At 45.4% G+C, this 2467-nt stretch carries 2 protein-coding genes; both read right to left on the bottom strand.

Annotated features, from left to right (window positions below):
• Nucleotides 1–1397, bottom strand: a 1397-nt coding sequence (locus KDK16_RS07225; RefSeq protein ID WP_257275357.1) for a hypothetical protein, incomplete at its 3' end; no start/stop codon positions are given.
• 357 nt (nucleotides 1398–1754) lie between these two features.
• Nucleotides 1755–2467 (bottom strand): hypothetical protein (locus KDK16_RS07220; RefSeq protein ID WP_257275356.1); only part of this gene is annotated, 713 nt, incomplete at its 5' end.

The following is a 2467-nucleotide window of genomic DNA, read 5'->3' as shown; positions in this document are numbered from 1 at the left end:
TCGCCATTCTTGTCTTTCCATTCAGGCCAGCTCAGCACCGCTTTCACTTCCTCATGTTTGGGAAAGCCTCTGCTATGATTCATAGACGAGATGGCGAGGAACAGCTGTGTATTGAAATTGTCATTCTGGTCTTTCCATTCCGGCCAGCTCAGTATTGCTTTCACTTCCTCATGTTTGGGCACACCTTTGCCATTGTTCATGGATGCAAAGGAAGTTAATACATTTAAACTGGCTAAATATGCGAGTTCATCCTGGCTACGTTCGACAAAATCAGAGATATGTTCTTTTCTATTCTTCAGCATGTCGGTCAGCACGTCAGTATTTTTGATGCTTTCAGTAAGGTGCCCAAAAAAAGCAATGGCATTATCGAAGAAACCATTAAAAGAATTTCTCTCTACGAAACCAAGCAGCCTGTAAAAAGAGTACTTAACCGTGATGTTTTCTTTCTCGAATACCACCATCAGGGATTGCACTTTTTCCAATTCTTCATTGGTTAATTCGTATTCGATATTCTCTTTTACTTCTTCCAATGGTTCATTTTTTTTACTCTCAGTCCCCGGCGGGCAGTTGTCACATAAAAACGCTGAAGCTGATTCCTCATTAGCTATACGCTTTAATTCTTGTTGATTCAGTGGCTTGTTACACTTCGAACAAGTTGCAACCGAACTTCCAGTGTCCTGCTCAGCCGAGGGTTTCAGTGGGTCATCGCCCCCACTACCACTGTCGTCTTCTGAATCGGTTTCCTGGCCAGGGACGGCGGCTTGGGAAATCTGGCCGGATTGGCCTGACCCGCCTGTTGTCGCAGTCGACGATGCTGCAGTCGTTCGGGAGGGGTGACCCTTTTTCCCGGAACCCGCCTGACGACCAGAACCTTTACCAGAAGTGATCTCACGGTAAATACTGAGTTCCTGATCATTATCTGCCAGCCATGTTTGAACCAGTCCCGGATCAATCGTGGCAGGGTCTGACCTTTCCAGATCCAGAAGATCCGCTTCAATCACCATGATCCGGTTTGACAAAACCTGAGCCAGTGTTGTTTGGTTTTTATTAGTAGATAATTGTCGTTTTAATCGTAGCTTACGAAGCAGTTCCTTTTTTTGTTGCAGGTATTTTTGAACAGGGCTGAGAACAAGGTTATGGACAGGCTGGGGCTGTGGATCGGTGAAAGTGTTCTCCACAATTTCAGGGGACATGGTCATCAAATTAATGCGGTGTTTTTGCTCCGTTGGCCAAATGGGGAGGGGAGGCAATTGGTGAGCGAGTGGCATAAACCCAGCCGAATGAGGATTGGTTTGTACAGGTTCAGTCAACTGATTGGTATAAATGAAATGCATTGGTGGCGGGCTTGAGCCGACTAACCCCAATGCAGGCAGCGACTCCCCAAACATTATGCTCATCAACAGAAGCAGCGGTCGGAGCATTAAGCAGAGGGTTTGGTTTTTTTGTTGGCGTCTCGTAGATTCAGGCTTAAAAAAAATCCGCATCACGGACTCCTTCGCTATTGGAAAAACACGTTATTTTAACGTCATCCGGCTCATGACCATTGAATGACCTCTCATTGGCACCGGAATATATAGCAGCCTGATAGTCAGTGCGCCACGATCGGAGTTGGCGAAAAGTTTTTTTTAAATGAGAGAGTTCGCCTGACAGAAGCTTTCTTCAAACTTAAAGAAGCGGGTTCGCTTAATTGAGGCTTTTATAAAACGACAGGAGTCTAAAGAAATCTGCTGAGTCAGACGGAAGACATATGCCTATTAAAAAATACTCCCACACCCATCAAATAACTCTAATTCCTGACAACTCTGATAAACATCAGGATCAACCTCTGATAATAAGGGGTCTTGCCTTTTTAACCGCTTTATTTCGCTGCATGCCCGTTGCCTCCATCCTTCCAGTATGTGGTTATCGATATCGATCTTGGCTTTTTTAAGGACGGTTACTGTGTGCATCAGCTCCATTTCATCCCCATAATCGTCCAGCAAGTTCAGTATTTCGGTGCTAAAAACTTCTGTCTGTTCGAGCTTTAACCATAAATTGCCAAACGCCTGTTTTTCTCGTTTGTCATCTGGCAGGTTAACGTTTTGAAGTTCCGTTTCACTCACCGACTCAGAGGCTTCAGTTTCCCTGGATTGAAGGTTTTCCAGATATTGGGACAGCGATTCTTTAACCTCATCGGGGCATTCTGTACCTGATGTTTCCATTCTTTCTTTCAGTTTGCCAAGCAAGGATACAGGCAGTCTCTCTTTATGATGTTCAAGGGATTTCCAGGCGACGGGTTTGATGGCCATTCCTCTCTTGATCAGCGTAGCGAGAACATGAACAGGTAAAGGGTTGAAAGGGGCTTCTTCAACCGCACCTTTAGCCTTCAGCGCTTTGTTTGCGGCCAGTCTGGCTTCGCGTCTTTGGATGTAGACCGGGTCATCCGGGTTTAAGTGCTTTTGCCATTGATCTGCTGTCAAATAATAGT

This window comes from Endozoicomonas sp. SESOKO4 (assembly GCF_024606275.1).
Note: the sequence above shows the minus strand (reverse complement) of the source record. Positions and strands in the feature narration are given on the sequence as shown.